Annotated in this window: 16 protein-coding genes; 6 read left to right on the forward strand and 10 right to left on the reverse strand. The window is 61.4% G+C overall.

The annotated features are described in order from the left end of the window. Nucleotides 1-56: 56 nt before the first annotated feature. The 3 genes from D8767_RS13820 to D8767_RS13830 form a co-directional block, all read right to left on the reverse strand. Complete coding sequence (locus tag D8767_RS13820) at nucleotides 57-1,238, reverse strand: hypothetical protein (protein WP_028698876.1); 1,182 nt, start codon at nucleotides 1,236-1,238, stop codon at nucleotides 57-59. A 63-nt stretch (nucleotides 1,239-1,301) separates the two neighbouring features. Next, nucleotides 1,302-1,769: a VOC family protein gene (locus D8767_RS13825; protein ID WP_016713993.1), complete on the reverse strand. Its 468-nt coding sequence runs from the start codon at nucleotides 1,767-1,769 to the stop codon at nucleotides 1,302-1,304. A 110-nt stretch (nucleotides 1,770-1,879) separates the two neighbouring features. Then, a complete protein-coding gene (locus D8767_RS13830; RefSeq protein ID WP_016713994.1) occupies nucleotides 1,880-3,499 on the reverse strand; it encodes an NADP-dependent glyceraldehyde-3-phosphate dehydrogenase in 1,620 nt (539 codons plus the stop codon). A 457-nt stretch (nucleotides 3,500-3,956) separates the two neighbouring features. On the opposite strand from D8767_RS13830, the gene D8767_RS13840 reads away from it, so the two are divergent. From D8767_RS13840 to D8767_RS13850, 3 genes are all read left to right on the forward strand, one after another. Next, nucleotides 3,957-5,111, forward strand: coding sequence for a hypothetical protein (locus tag D8767_RS13840; protein ID WP_016713995.1), 1,155 nt, complete (start codon nucleotides 3,957-3,959; stop codon nucleotides 5,109-5,111). Between the two features lie 73 nt (nucleotides 5,112-5,184). Then, entirely contained in the window at nucleotides 5,185-6,303 is a 1,119-nt protein-coding gene (locus D8767_RS13845; RefSeq protein ID WP_016713996.1) for a glycosyltransferase 61 family protein, read from the forward strand. Nucleotides 6,304-6,345: 42 nt separating this feature from the next. Then, nucleotides 6,346-7,134: an AraC family transcriptional regulator gene (locus D8767_RS13850; protein WP_028698879.1), complete on the forward strand. Its 789-nt coding sequence runs from the start codon at nucleotides 6,346-6,348 to the stop codon at nucleotides 7,132-7,134. On the opposite strand, the gene D8767_RS13855 is transcribed toward D8767_RS13850, so the two are convergent. Further along, nucleotides 7,127-7,708 carry a LysE family translocator gene (locus D8767_RS13855; protein WP_029380292.1) on the reverse strand — a complete coding sequence of 194 codons (582 nt, stop codon included), beginning with the start codon at nucleotides 7,706-7,708 and terminating at the stop codon, nucleotides 7,127-7,129. The two genes, D8767_RS13850 and D8767_RS13855, sit on opposite strands and share 8 nt — an antisense overlap. A 270-nt stretch (nucleotides 7,709-7,978) precedes the next feature. Here D8767_RS13855 and D8767_RS13860 point away from each other — a divergent pair, with 270 nt between their 5' ends. Beyond that, nucleotides 7,979-9,550 (forward strand): TerC family protein, encoded by a 1,572-nt coding sequence (locus tag D8767_RS13860; RefSeq protein WP_016713997.1) that lies wholly within the window; start codon nucleotides 7,979-7,981, stop codon nucleotides 9,548-9,550. Here D8767_RS13860 and rarD read toward each other — a convergent pair. Next, entirely contained in the window at nucleotides 9,513-10,400 is an 888-nt protein-coding gene (gene rarD, locus D8767_RS13865) for an EamA family transporter RarD (protein ID WP_028698882.1), read from the reverse strand. The two genes, D8767_RS13860 and rarD, sit on opposite strands and share 38 nt — an antisense overlap. Nucleotides 10,401-10,433: 33 nt before the next feature. Further along, nucleotides 10,434-12,020 carry an EAL domain-containing protein gene (locus D8767_RS13870; RefSeq protein ID WP_016713999.1) on the reverse strand — a complete coding sequence of 529 codons (1,587 nt, stop codon included), beginning with the start codon at nucleotides 12,018-12,020 and terminating at the stop codon, nucleotides 10,434-10,436. Nucleotides 12,021-12,319: 299 nt separating this feature from the next. Between D8767_RS13870 and hppD the strand changes: the two genes are divergently transcribed. Further along, the gene (gene hppD / locus D8767_RS13875) at nucleotides 12,320-13,396 is read left to right on the forward strand and encodes a 4-hydroxyphenylpyruvate dioxygenase (RefSeq protein ID WP_016714000.1); all 1,077 of its coding nucleotides are present in this window, start codon (nucleotides 12,320-12,322) and stop codon (nucleotides 13,394-13,396) included. Between the two features lie 22 nt (nucleotides 13,397-13,418). On the opposite strand, the gene D8767_RS13880 is transcribed toward hppD, so the two are convergent. After that, on the reverse strand, nucleotides 13,419-14,225 hold the full coding sequence (locus tag D8767_RS13880; RefSeq protein ID WP_016714001.1) for a CSS-motif domain-containing protein: 807 nt from the start codon (nucleotides 14,223-14,225) through the stop codon (nucleotides 13,419-13,421). 133 nt (nucleotides 14,226-14,358) lie between these two features. Further along, complete coding sequence (locus D8767_RS13885) at nucleotides 14,359-15,045, reverse strand: type 1 glutamine amidotransferase domain-containing protein (RefSeq protein WP_016714002.1); 687 nt, start codon at nucleotides 15,043-15,045, stop codon at nucleotides 14,359-14,361. Nucleotides 15,046-15,239: 194 nt separating this feature from the next. Here D8767_RS13885 and D8767_RS13890 point away from each other — a divergent pair, with 194 nt between their 5' ends. Continuing rightward, nucleotides 15,240-17,303, forward strand: coding sequence for an ATP-binding protein (locus tag D8767_RS13890; RefSeq protein WP_016714003.1), 2,064 nt, complete (start codon nucleotides 15,240-15,242; stop codon nucleotides 17,301-17,303). Between the two features lie 6 nt (nucleotides 17,304-17,309). Here the strand turns inward: D8767_RS13890 and D8767_RS13895 are convergent, their stop codons facing one another. Continuing rightward, nucleotides 17,310-18,926 (reverse strand): response regulator, encoded by a 1,617-nt coding sequence (locus tag D8767_RS13895; RefSeq protein WP_122048307.1) that lies wholly within the window; start codon nucleotides 18,924-18,926, stop codon nucleotides 17,310-17,312. Nucleotides 18,927-19,005: 79 nt separating this feature from the next. Continuing rightward, entirely contained in the window at nucleotides 19,006-20,061 is a 1,056-nt protein-coding gene (locus D8767_RS13900; protein ID WP_016714005.1) for a tetratricopeptide repeat protein, read from the reverse strand. Nucleotides 20,062-20,190 lie beyond the last annotated feature (129 nt).

The following is a 20,190-nucleotide window of genomic DNA, read 5'->3' on the forward strand; positions in this document are numbered from 1 at the left end:
GCGGTCCCTGTGGGAGCTGGCTTGCCGGCGCTGGGCCGCGAAGCGGCCCTAGGATTTCAGCGTTCACGCATGAAAAAGCCGGCAACGAACTTGCGGAAGGTTTCCAGGCTCTTGAAGTCGGCATAGCGCTTGAAGTTCTCGGCATCTGGCTCGGGACCGATCGGCTGCTCCAGCAATGACACCGACAGCACGCGGTCCTGGTCCGAGGTCAGCACCAGTTCATCCATGACCTGCCCGCCGATGACCGGCCGGCGCATTTGCACTTTCACACCTTTGCTGGCCATCCAGTCAATCAACGACACCAGCGCCTTGAGCGGCTCACGCTCTTCATCGCGATACACAGGGAACAAGTGGGCACGGGACAGCACCGGTACGCTGGCCACATGGATCAGCTCATAGAAATGGCTACCGGCGCTGGTGGGTGAGTAGATCATCAGCGCCAGTAATGGCCCGGTGGTACGGCTACCGCCCCAATACAGGTGGTGCCCCTGGAAGTCGAAACCATCTTCACTGCGGTTGTTGAACAGCTTGCGCCCTTTGATCTGGTCGACACAGTCCAGCAGCAAGCCGTGGCGGCGGTGGTTACCGAACACCGTGGCTTCGCGAAGTCGGGACTTGAGCATCATCATGTGCTTCATGTCCAGGCGGGTTTCCAGGTAATTGCTGGCGGGCACCCGCTCCAGCAGCGGGTAGCGGCTGGCCACGCTGCGCAATTCAGCAAACTGGGTGGTCAGGTCCTTTTTCAGGTGGGTGGCGTAAAGATTGAGGCCGCTGGTTTCGATCCAGGTCAGCAGCAGTGACAGCAGGCGCTGTTGTTCGCGGCGGTCGTTGCTATCGCCGCTGGCACTGCTGGTGGCGCTGCGAAAGTCGCCGATCAGGCGCAGTGGCGTGTCGGGCGGCAGCCAGGCTGCAGGGGGGGCAGGGTCGTTTTCACGCTCGTCGGCCTCACGCTCGTCCTTGGTGAACGGGCAGCCGGGTGTGTGTTCTGCCGTGCCCGGGTTGTTTTTGAGAAACAGCGTGCCGGTGCTGCCGTTGAGGGTGACATTGAGCACCGGCAAGGCGTCGCTGCGGCAGTCACAGGCCAGCCACTGGTTTGCATTGCGCACTTTCATCAGCAGCTGGTTGGCCTGCAGCAGGCGTGGGCCGCCGAGGCTGCCGGTGGCAAAGCCGACCAGCAGCTCTTCTTCGGCGGGGGTCAGGCTGCGCACCTGTGCGGCGGATTTGTCGATGATTCGCATGAAGCAGCTCCGAGCTACGAGCCTCAAGCTTCAAGCAAAGTCGCGCCGCTTTCAACTTGCCGCTCAGTTGCCGCCAAACATCTTCGCGGCGCGGGCACGAATTTCGTCCGGGGTGAGGTCCTCCTTGTGGGTGGAGACGAACCAGATGTTGCCGAACGGGTCTTTCAGGGTGCCGCTGCGGTCGCCGTAGAACTGGTCCGTCAACGGATGCAACTGGGTGCCGCCGGCCGCCAATGCTTGGGCGTAGACCTTGTCGCAGTTCTCGACATACAAGTGCAGGCCCACGGCTGCGCCGCTGAGTTTCTGGCTGGCGGTAAGGCCGCCCTCCATGTCGCAGGGGTCGCCCAGCATCAGCGAGGAATCACCGATTTTCAGCTCGGCATGGCCCACACGGCCACCTGGGGCATCGAGGCGGAACATCTCGACCGCACCAAAGGCCTGCTTGTAGAACTCGATGGCCTTGGCGGCATCGTTGATGGCCAGGTACGGGGTAAGGCTGTGCTGGCCTTCGGGGATGGGTTTGGCTGCCATGTTCGACTCTCCTTCGCAGTGGGCGCCGGAGGGCGCCCTGTTGCTTAGAGTCGTTTGCACAGAGGGAAAATCGACATTGGCGCTAGATCAATTTCCTATAAGCGCGGCCGTCAGAAGATATAGTCGGTGGTCAGGAAGCTCGACTGGCGGTTGCGGATGATTTCGCTGATCAGCTCCTTGTTGGCCTCCTGGAAGCGGGTGGCGACCAGTGTGCGGATGGAGAACACACGCAAGGCGTCATGCACCGACAGGGTGCCTTCGGCGCTGTTCTTGCGGCCGTTGAACGGGTAGGTGTCCGGGCCACGTTGGCACTGCGCATTGATGTTGATGCGCCCGACCTGGTTGGCGAAGGTGTCGACCAGGCTGCCAATGGTTGCCGGGTCGTTGCCGAACAGGCTCAGTTGCTGGCCGTAATCGGAGTCCAGCACGTAGTCGATCACGGTTTGCAGGTCGCGGTAGGGTACTACAGGCACCAGGGGGCCGAATTGCTCTTCATGGTATACGCGCATTTCGTGGTTAACCGGGTACAGCAAGGCCGGGTAGAAGAATGAGCCGCGGCTCTGCCCGCCACCTTCGTTGAACACGCGTGCGCCCTTGACCGTGGCATCGGCGACCAGGCCGTCGAGGTAGTCGACCTTGCCAGGCTCGGGCAGCGGTGTCAGTGCTACACCCGGCTCCCACGGCATGCCAGGTTTGAGCGCGGCCAGTTTGCGCTGGAACTTGTCCAGGAAGGCGTCGACCACATCCTCGTGGACAAACAGGATTTTCAGTGCCGTGCAGCGCTGGCCGTTGAACGACAGTGCACCGGTGACCGCTTCTTCTACGGCGTTGTCGAGGTCGACCTGGGGCAGCACGATACCCGGGTTCTTGGCATCCAGCCCCAGCGCGGCGCGCAGGCGGTGAGGGCGTGGGTGCAACTTTTTCAGGTCGCTGGCGGCCTTGTGGGTACCGATGAAGGCGAACACATCGACGTTGCCGCTGGCCATCAGCGCGCTCACGGTTTCCCGGCCTCGACCATAGATGACGTTGATCACCCCGGGCGGGAAGCTGTCACGGAAGGCTTCGAGCAGCGGGCGGATCAACAGCACACCGAACTTGGCGGGCTTGAATACCACGGTATTGCCCATGATCAGCGCGGGGATCAGCGTGGTGAAGGTTTCATTGAGCGGGTAGTTGTAGGGGCCCATGCACAGGGCGACACCCAGCGGCGCCCGGCGGATCTGGCCCAGCGTGCCTTGTTCAAGCTCGAAGCGGCTGGAGCGGCGGTCGAGATCCTTGAGGGCGTTGATGGTGTCGACGATGTAGTCGCAGGTGCGGTCGAATTCCTTTTCCGAGTCCTTGAGGTTTTTGCCAATCTCCCACATCAGCAACTTGACCACGGCCTGGCGCTGCTCGTGCATGCGTGCCAGGAAGGTTTCGACGTGCTGGATACGCTCGGCCACACGCATGTTCGGCCAGGCACCACGGCCCTTGTCGTAGGCCTGAACCGCAGCGTCGAGCGCGGTAAGGGCGGTGTCGGCATCAAGCAGTGGGGTGCTGCCCAGCACCACTTGGCGTTCTTCGCCGCCTTCTTTGAGCCAGACCGGGCTGCGTACCGTGGCCAGGGCGCCGTCCCAGCGCCTGAGCTCGCCGTTCACCAGGTAATCACGTTGTTCCAGGGGGGCTTCCAGGCGCCAGATTTGCGGGATGCTTTCGGCGTTGGGGAAGAGTGAATCGAGCAGACGGTCCATGGGTACTGCACCTCACTTGGCAGGGCGGTTTTCAAGCCGGGTGAATCGCTTCAGCTGCGAGCATGCACCGGCTGCCGAAAAAACACCAGTCTGGCTCAACGTGGCCCCTCGTGCTTGTCGACAGGTCACCTTAGGGTTCAAGGACTGTTATGCAAAGACGGCATCAAGGGTTATCGATTGATAGCGAAGTGATAATTGCAGCGGCGCGCGCCGGGCACGGTTATAGCAAAGTGCTTGTTGGGCATGCACTTCATGCAGGAATTTTGACGCCATTAAACTTGATCTAAAGTTAGCGGGGAACCGCTTGCCAAAGCGTTTGCAGGCATCTTAAATTGTTACTGAATGTGATAAAGAAGTTTGAGTTCATACTATAAAAATCAAGACGTTAGGTGTTTTTGCTGATTTTTTCTCTTTTTCCGATAGACCATAGAGCACTTCAAAGGGCGTCGAAGAAGAAATGAAAGAGACCTTGACGGCTGTGGCGCGAAAATTCCTGTCGCCCTCCATGCGCTACGAAATGAGGCTGCTGGCCAGCAAGGTGCGTGAAGTGTTGGCGCGTGCCTGTTTCTGGCGTTGGGAAGTTGCCAGGTTCCGGATGCAGCAGGAAAGCCCGTACGAAATCCTCTACATAGGGCGCAAGCAGCAACGGGAAATGGCCAAACTGCTGATTGGCGGCAAGGGTCAGGGCAGCGCATCGGTCGTGGAGGGTGCAAGCGCGACTGCGGCGGCCAACCATGTTGTGGTGATTAGCGAAATGCCCACGACGGGCGCGTTGTCGGTGCCGCATTACCTGAGTGCCGTGGTTCCGCTGGGGCGGCCGCTGGAAGACATCACGGCCCGCTACGACAGCGAACTGCGCCGCAGCATCCGCAAGAACCGCCCGCTTTACCAGATGCGTAAAACCCTCTCGGACGACGAGATCGCCATGGCTGACCGGGACCTGCTGCGCCCCTATGCCACGGCCAGGCAAGGCATACATGCGGCACAGTTCCCCACGGACGAAGTGTTCCGGATTGCCAAGAGCGTTGGCCGGCTCGACCTGATTACCTTGGGCGATGAGGTAATCGGTTGCCACTTGGGGTGCGAAGTGGTGCGCGGCGGCAAGCGCTACTGGAGCACCTTGCGCTTTGGCTATTGCGAAGCGGTGTTTTCCGATGCCAAGAAGTTGCGCGAAGTGAACTCCATCACCACGTTCATGGCCCTTGAGTGGGCGCTGGAACAGGGCTTCGATTATTACGACATTGGCCTGTGCCTGGCGCGGCCAGATGACGGGCTGTTGAAGTGGAAGCGCCGGCGTGGCGGCGATATCGACTCGTTGGGCAACCATGCCTACCTGTTCGTTCGCTTGCCCAAGGCCGGCACGGCGAAGTTTTTGTGGGACACGCCGATGTTCGCGGTCGAAGGCGATAAGCTCACGTTGCACCTGGGGTTGCCCGAGGGGCCGAGTGAAGAAGAATTTGCCAGCCGCTACCATGAAATGGTGTTTGGCGGGCTGCACAAGATTTACCTGTATGGCGGCAACGGCGCAGGCGAACCGTTCGTGGAAGCGCTGCGCAGCCGGTATGCCAACCTGCAATCCCCTCCCGCGATGGAAAGGGTGATGTCCAACTGAGTGTTAGCCAGGGATGCGTAGAGAGGGCGCGATGCGCCCGGTTTCTGATTTCGTTACCAAGGGAGGACGCTTCATGGGAAGCGACATCTCGCAGTTCATTGCATCGCTTGCAGCCAGGCAGCACACCTGGACACTGGCTGCCTACCGCTACATGGCCCGCAAGCGCCTAGGCAAGAACACGGCCATCGACCTCAAGAGTGTGGCCACCAAGAGCTGGGACATTGCGCCGGGCGAGACCACGGTGTCGCCACCGGCCATCTACCTGCCCGGCCAGCTGGAGCGGGTGACGGGCTGGGAGGGCAAGCGTTTTTACCCCTACGTACACCCTGCGCGCACCATGGAGGGCGGCATCAGTACGGTGCAAGGGCCAACCCGGGGCTACCTGATCAAGAATGTGTGGTTGGTCGATGGTGCGTTGTACAAGGGCAAGGCCAGCCATTGGTTGTCACTGAAACCCAGCACCTTTCCGGGCATCATCGTGGACAACGAAATTGACCGTGCAGCTATTTATTGCACGCAAAACGGCAATTCCTGGTTTGGCACCTGGCTGATGGAAGATTGCCCGACCTATGCGCTGGCCTGTAATGAAGGCATCCCCGTGACCACCGCCCCCTCGGCCAAGTACCCGCTGTTTACCCAGGCCCCCGCCTATGAAGACTGGCTGGACATGAAGCCGCTGCGCCTGCGCAGTGCGTTTTTCCGTGAGCTGGTGCTGTTCGACGATCAGAGCAACAACCGTAGCCGTCACGCCCGCTACAGGGCCATGGGGGACAAGCTGCTGTCGCATGTGTCGCACGCCCCACACCCAGGCGTGTTCCTGCTGCGGGGCGGCGACGGCGACCTGCGCCTGCTGCGCAATGAGCTGGAGCTTGCCGAGCATTTGCGGGTTACCCGTGGGTTTCGCGTGGTCAACCCGCTGAAGTCTGATGTACCGAGTATTGTCGCAGCCTGTGCCGGGGCAAACGTGGTCATTGGCGTAGAGGGTAGCCAACTGGTGCATGGTGTGAATGTGTTGCAGCCTGGCGGTAGCCTGCTGACCTTGCAGCCGCCTAACCGGTTTGTCAGTTACTACAAATACCTGACGGACCGCGACCACCAGCAGTTCGGCTTTGTGGTGGGGATACCGGAGGGCGATGGTTTCAGGATCGATATTGGTGAAGTGGAACGCACGCTCGATCTGTTTGCGCGATAACCGTGTAGTATCGGGGCATCTGAGCAACGTGTGGGCGAGGGGATGATCGAGGTATCACGGTTCTGGCGTGACCCTGCTTTGCCCTTTGTCGAAGCCCGGCGGGTAGGGGACGGGCGGCAGGTGTGTTATGCCGCACATTCCCACGAGAGCTTTTCCATCGGTGTGATCACCGGTGGGCGCAGCACTTACCTGAACGGGGGCCTGCGCATTGAGGTGGGGGCCGGCACCACGGTGCTGATGAACCCGGGCGTGGTGCATACCTGCAATCCCATCGATGGCGAGCCTTGGTCCTACCTGATGCTGTTCGTCGACTTGCCCTGGCTACAGGCGCTGGGTTTCACCTTGCCGACGCAAACCTGGAGTAGCTCGCCTGCGTTGTACCAACGTTTGATGCAGGCCTTTGCCGACCTGTTCGACGCCAGCGTGCCTGACAGGGAGGCGCGCCTGGCGACCCTGTTTAGTGCATTGCCGGGCTTTCTCTCGGGTGAAACTGGCGCGGGTGAAGCAGGTAACCCACGGCTGGACGCGGCGGCAGCCTTCATACGTGCCCATCGTAGCGATCCGCTGAGCCTGGAAGACATCTGCACCGCCTGCGGCCTGTCACGTTCCTACCTGATTCGTGCATTTGGCCAACGCTTCGGGCTGACGCCGCATGGCTACCTGCTCGACCAGCGCGTACAGCTGGCCAGGGCGCAGCTGCGCCAAGGCCGCGCGATTGCCGAGGTTGCGCAGGAGGCCGGGTTTGCCGACCAGGCGCACCTGCAGCGGGCATTCAAGCAGCACCTGGCGGCGACACCGGGGCATTACCGCAATGCCGCTGGCGTCAGATAACCAGGTAGCCCGCACTGCCCACCAGCAATACCGCCAACCCTCGATTGAGCAAGCGCACGTGCCGTGGGTTGCCCAGATACTGGCGAATCATGCTCCCGGCCCATGCCCAGCACGCGACCGAAACAAAACAGATCGGGCCATATATCCAGGCAAAGAGCCACAGCAGGTGCTGCTCACCCCCCGTGTAAGCGCCGACCCCGGCCACTGCTGCCAGCCAAGCCTTGGGGTTTAACCATTGCATCGCCACGCCGTGCCAGGCTGAAGGCGCTGTTGTCGAGTGTGTGTTGGTCAGCCGGCCGTTATCGCTGGCCAGCTTCCACGCCATGTACAGCAGAAATGCGACCCCGCTCCAGTGCAACAGCATGCCCAGTAGCGGCCAGCGCAGCAGCAGTTGATGCAGGCCCAGCCCGACCAGCACCAGCAACAGGCAGAAGCCCAGCGTGGCGCCGGCCACATGCGCCAGGCTGGCGCGTAAGCCATGGTTGGCGCCGCTGCTCAGGGCAATGATGTTGACCGGGCCGGGGGAAATCGACGCCGCCAGTGCGAAGGCGGCCATGGACAGGGACAGGCTCATGAGAAAGATCCGGTGGCTGGAAGAAACCGTGATTTTCAGCCGTTGGCTGTCGAGGGTATTGAAGAAAAGTACCCCCCAAATGCCACCTCACACCTGATACAGGTTTTGTAATAGTTTTGCGCTATCAGAGAAACCAGTGCTGCTTGTAGGATCATTTTCCCAATTTGTTAACAAGGTCTATATGAGCACCTTCGCGGAGCCCCCCAGTTTTCGGCCGTTCTGGCCATCCTTCCCCCGTCCTCGTGACGCTTCCCCGGTGAGTACCCGCTAATGGAATGGCTAGCCGATCCCACGGCCTGGCTAGGCCTGTTGACGCTTATCGTCCTTGAGCTGGTGCTGGGTATCGACAACCTGGTGTTCATCGCCATCCTGGCAGACAAACTGCCGCCGCATCAGCGTGACCGCGCGCGGGTGATTGGCCTGAGCCTGGCCTTGATCATGCGACTGGGCTTGTTGGCGAGCATCTCGTGGATGGTCACCCTCACCGCGCCACTGTTCGAAGTGTTCGAAAAGAGCTTCTCTGGCCGTGACCTGATCATGCTGTTTGGTGGTGTGTTCCTGCTGTTCAAGGCCACCATGGAACTGCATGAACGCCTTGAGGGCCATGTAACCCAGGCCAGTGGCGCGGTACGTCATGCGGCGTTCTGGCCGATCGTTGCGCAGATCGTGGTGCTTGACGCGGTGTTTTCGCTGGACGCTGTGATCACGGCGGTGGGCATGGTCGAGCATCTGTCGGTAATGATGATCGCAGTGATCTTCTCGATCGGTATCATGATCGTTGCCAGCAAACCGCTGACCCGCTTCGTCAACGCCCACCCCACGGTAATCATGCTGTGCCTGGGCTTCCTGATGATGATCGGTTTCAGCCTGACCGCCGAAGGTTTGGGCTTCCATATCCCGAAGGGCTACCTGTACGCGGCCATCGGCTTCTCGATCCTTATCGAGCTGTTCAACCAGCTGGCCCGTGCCCGCCGCAAGCGCAGCTTGCAGCAGCACCGGCCGTTGCGTGAGCGCACTGCCCATGCCGTGCTACGCCTGCTGGGTGGCCGCCGTGTCGAGGCTGACGAAGTGGGTGAGGAAATCGCCGACTTGGTCGAGGGTGGTGAGGAGCAGGTGCTGTTCGACCGCCGTGAGCGGGTGATGATCAGTGGCGTGCTGAACCTGGCCGAGCGGCCTATCCGTACGGTGATGACCGCCCGCACCGAGGTCGACATGATCGACCTGGCGCAACCGGCCGACGCCATTACCCAGGCCCTGGCCAACTCGCCGTACTCGCGCCTGCCGTTGATCCGCAATGGCCGTGTCGACGAGCCTCTGGGCTTCGTGCACAAGAAGGAACTGCTCAAGGAGCTGCTGTCGGGCAGCCAGCCGGACCTGGAAGGCATGGCGCGTGTGCCGCTGAATTTGCTGGAGAGCTTCAGCATTCTCAACGCCCTGGAGCAGATGCGTGGCCAGTCGACTCACATCGCCTTCGTGGTCAACGAGTTCGGTGACTTCACCGGCCTGCTGACCATGACCGACATCCTTGAGTCGATTGCCGGTGAACTGCCGGATGCGAGCGAGGTTGAAGGCCCCGGCATCGTCCAGGAGGGCGAGGGCTTCGTGGTCAGTGGTGCACTGAACCTGAGCCAGGTCCAGGCGCGTACCGGCTTCAGTGCCCGTGCTACCGAGGATTACCAGACCCTCGCGGGCCTGGTGATGAGCTTGCTCGACCGCCTGCCGATTGTGGGTGACCGCCTGGCCTGGAATGGCTGGATGCTGACCGTGGAGGCGGTGGAAGAGCGGCGGGTGCGCCAGGTTCGGCTTACACCGAACGGCGACGTTGACGCAGCAGGTGCTTGAAACCCTCGAGCACCAGCACCAGCACCGCGGCCCAGATCGGCAGGTAGGTCAGCCACTGATCCGGGCCGATGGTTTCGCCCAGCAGCAACGCCACGCCCACCAGCAGCACGGGCTCGACGTAGCTGAGCAGGCCGAACAGGCTGAATGGCAGCATTCGGCTGGCCAGCACGTAGGCGATCAGGGCCGAGGCGCTGATCGCCCCAAGGATCGGGATCAACGCATACAGCCCTGGGTGGGCTTGCAGGTCAGCGCTGGAAAGCGGGCCCTGGATAACGAAGTACAACGCCCACGGTAGCAGCAGGCACATGTCGCACCACAGGCCGCCCAGGTGGTCGGTGCGGCAGCGTCGGCGCAGCACGAAATAGATCGGGTAGCCGATCGTCACCAACAGGGTTTCCCAGGCAAAACTGCCGTTTTGGTACAGCTCGTGGCCCACGCCCAGTGCGGCACAGGCCACGGCCACCTTTTGCAGGCGTGACAGGCGTTCGCCGTACACCAGCCGCCCGGTCAGGACCATGGCCAATGGCAGCAGGAAATAGCCCATCGACACTTCCAGGCTGCGCCCATGCAAGGGGGCCCAGAGGAACAGCCACAACTGTACGCCCATCAGCCACGACGTGCCGACCATGCCCAGCAACAGCACAGGCGTGCGCTTTACCCGGGCCAGCAGCTCGCCCACCCGCTTCCAGTCTTTCGAGACCAGCATGAACAAGGTGAGGCAGGGCAGCGTCAGCAGGGTGCGCCAGCCAAAGATCTCTTCGCCATCCAGTGGCTTGAGCAGCGAGGTATAGAAGTACATCACAGCGAACAGACAGGACGCCATGACCGATGAAACGATGCCTTTTGACACGAGTGCCTCGAATAGGGGAGTTGAGCGGGTGGATCAGCCGCGCATGATCTCAGGGGCCGCGCCTTGCGGCAACTGCGCAGCGCCCGGGCGTGTGGCCAGTGCCTCCAGGAACTGGGCGGCCGGCATGGGCCTGGCAAACAGGTAGCCCTGCTGGAAGTCCACCCCATGGCAGGCCAGGTAGTCGCGCTGGGTGTTCGTTTCCACACCTTCGGCCACGATACCCAGGCCCAGCTTGGCCGACAGGTCGATGATGCTTTCCAGAATGTGCACGGACAGCGCATCGCCGCCGATCATGGCGACAAAGCTCTGGTCGATCTTCAGGTAGTCGACCTGGAACTGGCGCAGGTAGTTGAGGCTCGACTGGCCGGTGCCGAAGTCGTCGAGGGCAATCATCACGCCCATGGCGTGGAGCTTTTCGAACAGTTCCAGGGTCACCGGGGTAGGCTCGATGAGTTTGCGCTCGGTCAGTTCCAGGGTCAGCACCACCCGGCCCGGCGGAAAGTGCTGCAGGAAGGTGCGGCAGTCGTCCAGCAGGCTGAGGTCGCGGCAATGATCGGCGGTGATGTTGACACCGATATGGAACCCGTCCTCCAGCAGCCCGGCATAGGGTGCCAGGCTTTGCGCGGTATTCATCATCAGCGCCCGGGTCATGGCGACGATCTGCCCGCTGTGCTCGGCATAAGGGATGAACAGGTCGGGCCTTACCAGGCCCTCGCGCGGGTGGTTCCAGCGCATCAGCACTTCGGCACCGGCCCAGCGGTAGTCGCCCTTGCGTACCACAGGCTGGAAATACGGCAGAAACTCGTCCGCCTGCAGCGCCCGGTCCAGCTCGGCCCGGGGTGAGGTGGCACGGCGAATCTGCCAGCGGCATACCAGCGCCGCCACGGCACCCAGCACCAGCAGCAAGCTGATAAGGGCAGGGTAGTGGCTGCGTAACAGCTGGCCCTGTTTGCCGGTGCTGTAGCCGCCCTGCACGCTGAATGGGTAACGAGTCGAACCCAGCAGTACGTTGGCGCTGGCGGCGGCAGGTGGTACGCCTTTGTACACGACACCGTCCTTGCCCATCCAGGCATCGCCCACGCGGATTTGCAAGTCTTCGTCAGGGCCGATCAGGCGCAGTGCCGTTAGCAGGTGGTCGCCATCCACCGTGGTGATTGCCCCTTTGTCGCCCTCGCTGGCACGGTACACCAGCAGCGCGTGCCCCGGGGTGACCGAGTTGCCGTCCATCAGCCACAGTTTGCCGTCGGTATAGTCGCTGGCGTTGACCGGTTCGTCGAACTCGCCGAACAGCGAGGTGCAATACAGGTTGTTGTGCCTGAACAGGTTGGTCGAGCGTACGAAGGCGTTGCGGGTCACCTGGGCACGCAGCGTAAGCTGGGCCTGGTCGCAGGGGCTGCCTGCCAAGGGCAGCAGCGCATTGGCAGCACTGGAGAGGTTGTCGAGGATGCGCTCGACGTGCTCCACCGCCTGGCGGGTGGTGGCCTGGCTGCTGGCCTGCATCTCGCGCTCGACCTGCCAGTTCATGATGGCCAGGCCGCACACCACTGGCAGCACACCGACGCCCCAGGGCAACAGGGTACGCCAGCTGAATGCGGCGCGGCGTTTTACGGTAAGGGGCATGCTGATCTGGCTACGATGAGTGATACCGAGAGAATAGCCGTTTGTCGGCGCTCACGACCAACTAAAACGCGACAAACCATTTTACGCAATGTAGAATCCGTTTACGAATACAACAATAAGGTCCTTCAACTCCGAAGGATCAAGCCCGCCGAGAATGGGTCCATATGACATACCATGGGTTCAAGCTGATCATAGGTGACTTCCTCGCCCGCAGCGTGCGGGGCATCCCGTGCTCACCGCCGTTTCTGTTCCACATCCCACGCAATCAATAATTTTTCGCTGCAGATGAGGACACGAACATGGCTGATATCTTCGACAATCCAATGGGCCTGATGGGCTTCGAGTTCATTGAGCTGGCTTCGCCTACGCCTGGCGTACTCGAGCCGGTCTTCCAGATACTCGGTTTCACCAAGGTGGCTACCCACCGCTCCAAGGATGTGCACCTGTATCGCCAGGGTGGCATCAACCTGATCCTGAACAACGAACCCAAGAGCATCGCCTCGTACTTCGCGGCGGAACACGGCCCTTCGGTGTGCGGCATGGCGTTCCGCGTGCGCAATGCCCATGAAGCCTATGCCCGTGCCCTGGAACTGGGTGCCCAGCCGGTAGAAATCGAAACCGGCCCGATGGAGTTGCGCCTGCCGGCAATCAAAGGCATTGGCGGTGCGCCGTTGTACCTGATCGACCGTTTCGACGAAGGCAGTTCGATCTACGACATCGACTTCAACTTTATCGAAGGCGTGGATCGCAACCCGGTAGGTGCCGGCCTGAAAATCATCGACCACCTCACCCATAACGTTTACCGCGGGCGCATGGCTTACTGGGCCGGCTTCTACGAGAAACTGTTCAACTTCCGTGAGATCCGCTACTTCGATATCAAGGGTGAGTACACCGGCCTGACGTCCAAGGCCATGACTGCGCCCGATGGCATGATCCGCATCCCGCTCAACGAAGAGTCGTCCAAGGGTGCCGGGCAGATCGAAGAGTTCCTGATGCAGTTCAACGGTGAAGGCATCCAGCACGTAGCCTTCCTCACCGACGACTTGCTCAAGACCTGGGACGCCCTGAAGGGCTTCGGCATGCGCTTCATGACGGCGCCACCGCAGACCTATTACGAAATGCTCGAAGAGCGCCTGCCTGGCCACGGCGAGCCGGTGGATCAGTTGCAAGCGCGTGGCATCCTGCTCGATGGCGCTTCGCAGCCTGAAGATAAGCGCCTGCTGCTGCAGATCTTCTCGGAAACCCTGCTTGGCCCGGTGTTCTTCGAGTTCATCCAGCGCAAGGGTGATGATGGCTTTGGTGAAGGCAACTTCAAGGCGTTGTTCGAATCCATCGAACGTGACCAGGTACGCCGTGGTGTGCTGAGCACCGATTGATGCGGCCTGGACGCCGCCGCCGTCATGCACGCGCGGCGGCGTTTTCACGCCCGTGGGAGCGTGCCCTGAGCAAAGCCAGATAAACGATCGATGCCGTCACGATCCCTACCAGCACCAGCGACGGCAGGATTTGCAGTATGGACTGGCGGATTTCCTGAGCGGTGAAACCCTGCGCATATCCGCCTTTAACCCGGTACCCGTACCTGGCCGAGAAGGCATGTGCCAGGAACTCTGACTGCGATGGGCGTTGTGCGTCACGGCTATCGCCATTGCTCCAGATATAGCGGTCATCGAACTCCAGCAGCAGTGTCAGCCCATCCTGGAAACCATCCAGTTCGTTGCGCAACTGAATGGCATACGCCGTCACGATTACACCGACCCCTTTGCCTTGCAGGTAGAAGTTGACCAGCAGTTTGGGGCGGCTATCGGGTTGTCCATGAGACAGTTCGACCTGTTGGCCCGACAACGCGAAAGATGACAAGTACTCCAGAGAGTCCGAGGCGCTGCTGCAGTAGGCTTCGCTGCCCTCTACCAAGGTCAACGACCTGAGCATGGAGCGGCTCACAACCTGGTCCTGTAGAACGTCTTTGACATTTTCGCAGGGTTTGCCTGCAAGCGGCATAGCGCGTTGGGCAGCCTCATGGATTCGGTTCAGCGCCTGATCGACACTGAAAACCGCTTCCTGCACTGAGATGTTTGCGTTTTCCGCGAGTTTCATTTCCAGTTGAACAACCATTACCAGCAAACCGGAAATCACAGGCACGAGGCACACCGTGCAGAGCAGCAGCAGCTCTCGCGGGCGGTGTCCTGAGTTCAGGATTTTCAACATAGGGCAATCGCTCTCCGGGCCGAAGCTGTTCGGGGTGAACAACTGAACCCTGAGCCTATGCACTCAATGACCGGTCGGCTGTAGTCCTTGTGCAGCGTGCGGTAGAGGAAAACTACAAGGCTGATGTCAGGCTTTAGCTCGCCTTGAGTTTTGCCAGCACGTGTTCGGCGAGCAGGGCGGTCGAGGCCGGGTTCTGCCCAGTGATCAATCGACCATCCTCGACCACGTGCGGCATCCACGGATCATCATGCTTGCTGTACTCGCCGCCGCGGCCACCCAGTTCGTTTTCCGTCAGGAAAGGCACCACGGTGTCCAGCTCAACCAGTTTTTCCTCGATATTGGAAAAGCCGGTCACTTTACGGCCTTTGAGCAACAGGCAGTTGTCGCTGAGTTTGATGTTCAGCAGGCCAACCACGCCGTGGCAGACCGCCGCTACAATGCCGCCTTTTTCGTAGACCTCGCGTGCCAGCTCCTGCAGTGGCGGGTTATCGACAAAGTCGTACATCACACCATGGCCACCGGTGTAGTAGATGACGCCGTAGTCGTCGGCCTTTACCTGACCAGGGCTCAAGGTGGTGCCCAGGCGCGTCATGAAGCGCTTGTCGTCATACCATTGCCAGTCCAGGTCCGGCGCCATCTGCAGGCTGTGCGGGTCGATGGGGACGTAGCCGCCCTGTGGGCTGACATAATCGACTCTGTAGCCGGCCTTTTCGACTTTCTCGACAAAGTGCACGGCCTCTCCCAGCCACAACCCGGTCGCCCGCTTGAGGGCTGGGTACTTAGCTGTATTGGTCAGCACTACCAGCATTTTCTTGCTCATGACCGTGCTCCTGTCGGCAACCTGGATAGGCCGATGCTCCCTGGCCCAAGGGAAAACCTAATCAGCATAGCTGCCCCCTGCAGGTGCGCCATGGTACGTGGTGCGTACTGTGCTAACTTGAACACATTCCACGAGTGACCCTGTCTGTTCAGGTAGCACTGTGGCCAACCCGTAACATTGCTGGAGTCACGATATTGGTCGCAAACAGTACGCCACGCGGGCCTTCGCAGCCGGTCATGCTGCAGCCGTCTGTTTCGCAGCCGGTCGAGTTGATGGCGCAACGGATTGCACGGTTCGACTGGGGGCGTACTTCGCTCGGGCCATTGCCGCGCTGGCCGGCTTCCTTGCGTATTGCCGTCGACATGATGCATTTGTCACCGTTCCCTTGTGCCGTGGTCTGGGGGGCTGACCTTTTTGTGGTGCACAACGAAGGCTACAGGGCGCTGCGGGCAGTGCCGGATGCCTTGGGTACAGCGTTCGATAGGCTTTGGCACGATGTCTGGCCGGCAGTGGGACCCCGTGTGTTCCAGGCATTGGAGGGGCGCTCGAGTTTTGTCGAGGATCCCCCCCTGAGTGTTCCCGGCGTCGAGGACGAAGAGCCGATATGGTGCGCGTTCGGTTTTGCACCGTTGCATGATGAGCTTGGCAATGTGGCGGGTTTTCTGCATACGGTGATCGAAACGACGGCCAGTGTCGAGGCGCACCGCCATTGGCGCGCGCAGGCGCTGGGGTTTGAGCAGCAGATCGAACGCCATGTGGCTGAACGCGAACAGTTCTGGCAACTGTCGCGCGACGCGATGATGACGGTGACTGCGGAACTGAAACTGCATGCCGTCAACCCGGCCTGGTACCGCATTCTGGGCTGGACCCAAGAGCAGGTGCAGGATATGCCGGTAATGGAACTGGTGCACCCGGCCGATCGCGCGGACGTGCAGGTGGCAGTGTCCGGGCTGTTGCAAGACAGCAACACGGAACAGATCGAGACCCGCCTGCGGCACCGTGATGGTCACTACCACTGGTTTCGCTGGAGCGCGCGGTTTGATGGCAGCCTGCTGACGGCGGTTGGCCGGGACATTACCGAAGACCGCGAGGAGGCTGCACGTCAGTCCAGGGCGCTGATGCGCAACAGCGAGCGTATGCAGGTGGTAGGCCAGTTGGCGGGGGGCATGGGCCACGAAATGAATAACCTGCTGTCCGGCGTTGGCGGCAGCCTTGAGTTGTTGCAAAGACGCCTACGAGAGGGGCGGCTGGAGCGCGTGGAGGCCTACGCGGAAGTAGCCCGCGAGTCGGTGCAACGCGCCATGGAACTGACCCACCGCCTGCTGGCGCTCTCGCGCCTTCAACCCTTGGCCACCCGGCCGCTGGACTTCAATCGGCAATTACGCCTTTGCGAGCCACTGCTGCTGAAGACGTTGGGCGCGGAGGTTGGCTTGCACTGGCAGCTGGATGTCGTGCCGTGGGCGGTAAAACTGGACGTTCGTGAGCTTGAAAATGCCTTGATCAGCCTTTGCACCAATGCCCGGGAAGCGTGCCTGACGCAGGGCAGTGTCACGTTGCGTACCGTCAACAAGCGCTTGACCAGTGCTTTTCCGGATGCGCGAGGCCTGCCACCTGGCGACTACGTAGCCTTGTATGTCGAGGATGACGGCCATGGCATGTCGGCAGCGGACATAGCCAGGGCCTTTGAACCGTTCTTCACCACCAAACCCGTCGGGCGTGGGGCCGGGCTGGGGTTGTCAATGGTGTATGGTTTCGTCAGCCAATCGGGCGGGTATGTCTGGATCGAGTCTGTCCCGGAGCAGGGCACGACGGTTTCCATGCTTTTCCCAAGGTGCCATGAGCGGGTCCTTGAAGAGCCCAAACCCTTACCGCCACCGCAGCGCGTGGCCCGGGGCGAACGCCTGCTGCTGGTGGATGACGAGGTGAATTTGCGCGCGGTCATGCATGAGTACCTGGCCGAGCGTGGTTTCGACGTGACGGTAGCAGGCGATGCGAATACTGCCCTGGAACGCTTCCGCCATGATGGCCCCTTCGACCTGGTGATCACCGACATCGGCTTGCCGGGTGGCTTCAGTGGCCGGCAAGTGGCCAGGGCCATGCGCATGCAGATTGCGCAACAGAAAATCCTGTTCATCACCGGTTATGGGGACCAGCCCATCGAAGCGCAATTGCTTGATCAAGCGGGCACCGCGTTGATGAACAAGCCGTTCCTGCTGGCAGAGCTTGCTGACCAGGCACTGCGCATGCTTGATGCATAGTGCCCATTACGGTTTGCCAAGAATCTGCGTCACTTGTGCTTGCAGCTGCTTCAGCTCGAATGGCTTGCAGATCAAGTGCATGCCTGCCCCCAGAAAGTCGGCTCGGGCCATGGCCGTTTCGGCGTACCCGGTGATGAACAGCACCGGCAGCTGTGGGCGCAGGGTGCGGGCTATCTCGGCCAGTTGCCGGCCGTTCATAGCGGGTAAGCCGACATCGCTGATCAGTAAATTTACCCTTTGCGCCGAGCGCAGCACCTTCAGCCCCTCGTTGCCGTTAGCGGCACTGTGGCAGGTGAAGCCGTCGTCGCGCAGCGCTTGGCACAGCAAGTGGCGCACATGCGGGTCGTCCTCGACGACCAGTACATGTCGGCCGCCGTCAGGGTACGCAGGTTGCGCCGGCTGGCACGATTGCCTGGCCGGGCCGGTATGACGCGGCAGGTAAAGGTCTACCCGGGTACCCTGGCCGATCTGGCTGTGCAGGGTCACATGCCCATGTGACTGCTTGCTGAAACCGTACACCATCGATAGGCCAAGACCGATGCCTTGGCCTATCGCTTTGGTGCTGAAAAATGGCTCGAATGCATGTTCCAGTGTGCTTTGCGCCATGCCTTGGCCGTCGTCGATGATACGCAGCCGCACGTAATCGCCATTGGCCAGGGCGCCGCTGGCGAGCTGGCCAGAGGTGACGTGCAGGTTACTTGCTTCGATGCGCAAAAGGCCGCCGCTGGGCATGGCCTCGCAGGCATTGGCCGTCAGGTTGTCCAGGGCTTCGTGCAGCTGCTGGTTATCAGCCTGCACGGCCCAGAGGCCTTTGGCCATGTGTACCTGAAGGGATACCGCCGGGTTAAGGCAGGCTTTCAGGCGTTTGGCCTGTAGCAGGGTATGCAGGTCTATGCGTTGGCTGTGCAGCGATTGCCGCGACGAGAAAGCCAGCAGGCGGTGGGTCAGGCGCGCGGCCCGTGATACGGCCTCGTGGCCCATGCGCAGCACCCCGTCCAGACCGTCGCTACGGCCCTGTCGCAGGCGTCGGTCGATCAGTTCAAAGCTGCCGCCAATGCTGGTGAGCAGGTTGTTGAAGTCGTGAGCAACGCCGCCGGCCAGTTGGCCGATGGCTTCCATCTTGCGTGCCTGGTAGCGGGCGAACTCGCCGCGTTCCGGTTCGTCGTCTGGTGGCGGACGTCGGGTGTCCAGGCGTTGCTGCAGGCCGTGCAACTGGTCGCGTGTGAGGTACTGCCTGCGCCGATTGCGCAGGGCGGACTGGGTCATGTGCAACAGCTGGGCGTTTTCAAAGGGTGCCACCAGCAATACCAGGTTGCCCACTGGATGGTTGCTAACGCCACTGGCCGACCAGGCGCCCTCGGTAACCAGTACGATAGGCAAATCCGACCAGCTCGGTTGTTGGTCGATGAAGGCCTGCAGCGATGCGCTCGGGCCTTGGCTGAACGCTTGTTCGGCGATGATCGCCAACCCTGCACCTTCGGCCAGGCGCGCCTGCAGGTTGGCCAGGTCGACTGCGCACAGGCTATCGATGCCGGCGGAGGCGAGTAGACGCGAGGTATCCGCCGCCAGCGTCGGGGGTGCCAGGATCAAGGCACGTTCGTCCAGCGCCAATGAATTGGCCAACACGACTCTCCTGTAGGGTGACCTGATATTCACTGGACACTGGGCACAGACTCAGGGTTCAACAAAAGTCAGTCGTTACCTACAAGCCCTGTTGCAGCACGGGGTCGTCAGGGTTTTGCCGCTCCAGCTCGGCCAGCAGCACCTGCACGTTCTGCAGCTGGCCGGACTCTTTCCAGTACTGAATCAGCAGCACCCGCGCCCGGCGGTTGGCAGGCTGGCGATTGAGCACGGTTTCCAGTTGCTTCTGTGCGGCGTCGAGTTGGCCCAGCTCGTGCAGGGTAACTGCCAGGGTATAGCGGTAGTCGGCGTTGTCCGGCTCCAGCTCGACGGCGCGGGACAGGGCCAGCAAGGCATATTCGCGCTGTTCGTGGCGGTTCAGCCAAAGCCCTAGCTCGTACTGCAGAAAGGACGAGTCGGGGCTTAGCGCCAAGGCTTGGCCCAGCACCTGGCGCGAGGCATCGTGATGCCCCTGGCGCTCGAGCAGGCGTACCTGAGTAGCCAGGGCGTCAAGGTTGCCAGGGGCGACCGCCAGCGCTCGTTGCAGGGCTGTGGCGGCCTGGGTGTAGTCGTTTTCATGCAGATAAAGACGTGCCAGGTGCACTTGGGCATCGGCATCCTCGGGCTGTTGCTCCAGCGCTTGCTGGTATTGCTCGAGGGCTGCTTGCAGCGGGCCGAAATACAGGCCAATGGCGTCGGGGTCGAGGCCCAGCAGGGCATCCACGGCGGCAAAACGCACGCTTTGCTCGTCGTCGTCCAGCAGCGGGCCGAGCACCAGGCTACGCTGCGCCGCCGGTAACAGGCGGCGGATACCGGCAATGGCCGCTCGGCGCACCAGTGGGTCGGCATGCTCCAGGTCCTGGCGGGCGAGCTTCAATGCCAGTGGCGAGGGGTAGTTGGGCAACTCGGCGTACAGTGCCGCACGCCGGATGGCGGGCAAGTCGTTACGTTGCAATTGCTGGTACAGCACCCGTGCCGCACCGGGCTGGCCGTCGTGGGCCTGGCGCAGTGCCTTGGCGTAGCTGTGCGCCGGCAAGGTCGGTGCGGCTGGTGGGGTGTCGCGCCACAGGTAGCCGAACAGGGCCGATACCAGGATCAACAACAGCAAGGCGATCAGGTAGCGGTTGCGTCTGGGCATCGGACGATCCGTGGCGGCGAAGGGGCAGAGCTTGGGCCAGACGGGGGGTAAATGCAACCACGCCCTTGTAGTTTGGCGGCAAAACGGCGCCAATGCTTATCCACAATAAAAAAGCCCCGCAGACCAGGG

It is taken from the genome of Pseudomonas sp. LTGT-11-2Z (assembly GCF_003691445.1).
Lineage (GTDB): Bacteria > Pseudomonadota > Gammaproteobacteria > Pseudomonadales > Pseudomonadaceae > Aquipseudomonas > Aquipseudomonas monteilii.

Bases quoted from the DNA above. Each gene is read 5' to 3' on its own strand.
- D8767_RS13870 (WP_016713999.1), bottom strand. From the start codon at position 12,020: ATGCCCCTTACCGTAAAACGCCGCGCCGCATTCAGCTGGCGTACCCTG.
- D8767_RS13845 (WP_016713996.1), top strand. From the start codon at position 5,185: ATGGGAAGCGACATCTCGCAGTTCATTGCATCGCTTGCAGCCAGGCAG.
- D8767_RS13850 (WP_028698879.1), top strand. From the start codon at position 6,346: ATGATCGAGGTATCACGGTTCTGGCGTGACCCTGCTTTGCCCTTTGTC.
- D8767_RS13855 (WP_029380292.1), bottom strand. From the start codon at position 7,708: ATGAGCCTGTCCCTGTCCATGGCCGCCTTCGCACTGGCGGCGTCGATT.
- D8767_RS13885 (WP_016714002.1), bottom strand. From the start codon at position 15,045: ATGAGCAAGAAAATGCTGGTAGTGCTGACCAATACAGCTAAGTACCCA.
- D8767_RS13900 (WP_016714005.1), bottom strand. From the start codon at position 20,061: ATGCCCAGACGCAACCGCTACCTGATCGCCTTGCTGTTGTTGATCCTG.
- D8767_RS13840 (WP_016713995.1), top strand. From the start codon at position 3,957: ATGAAAGAGACCTTGACGGCTGTGGCGCGAAAATTCCTGTCGCCCTCC.
- D8767_RS13825 (WP_016713993.1), bottom strand. From the start codon at position 1,769: ATGGCAGCCAAACCCATCCCCGAAGGCCAGCACAGCCTTACCCCGTAC.
- hppD (WP_016714000.1), top strand. From the start codon at position 12,320: ATGGCTGATATCTTCGACAATCCAATGGGCCTGATGGGCTTCGAGTTC.
- D8767_RS13830 (WP_016713994.1), bottom strand. From the start codon at position 3,499: ATGGACCGTCTGCTCGATTCACTCTTCCCCAACGCCGAAAGCATCCCG.
- D8767_RS13880 (WP_016714001.1), bottom strand. From the start codon at position 14,225: ATGTTGAAAATCCTGAACTCAGGACACCGCCCGCGAGAGCTGCTGCTG.
- D8767_RS13820 (WP_028698876.1), bottom strand. From the start codon at position 1,238: ATGCGAATCATCGACAAATCCGCCGCACAGGTGCGCAGCCTGACCCCC.
- D8767_RS13860 (WP_016713997.1), top strand. From the start codon at position 7,979: ATGGAATGGCTAGCCGATCCCACGGCCTGGCTAGGCCTGTTGACGCTT.